Consider the following 283-nt stretch of genomic DNA (forward strand, 5'->3'; position numbering starts at 1 on the left):
TGTGACGCTTGCGAAGGATCCGGCTAATGGTCCGATTCCGGATACTGCTACGTGTGAAGCTTCCAATGGTGCTACTTGTTCCTTTGATGGGGACGGCAATGTTGTTGTGAAGGTTCCTGGTGACGCGAAGGATAAGGACGAGATCACTGTCACGATCAAGGATGGTGATAAGACGTTTGATACGTCGAAGGTGACTGTCACTGATCCGGATACTGATGGTGATACTGTTCCTGATTCGTTGGATCAGTGCCCGTCTGTTGCTGGGCCGGCTTCTAATAATGGT

1 protein-coding gene is annotated in these 283 nt (G+C 50.2%); it reads left to right on the forward strand.

What is annotated here, in order from left to right:
• The coding region (locus QP415_RS11620; RefSeq protein WP_285100182.1) for an Ig-like domain-containing protein at positions 1-283 on the forward strand (283 nt) is incomplete at both ends.

It is taken from the genome of Pauljensenia sp. UMB3104, from assembly GCF_030217285.1.
Taxonomy (GTDB): Bacteria; Actinomycetota; Actinomycetes; order Actinomycetales; family Actinomycetaceae; genus Pauljensenia.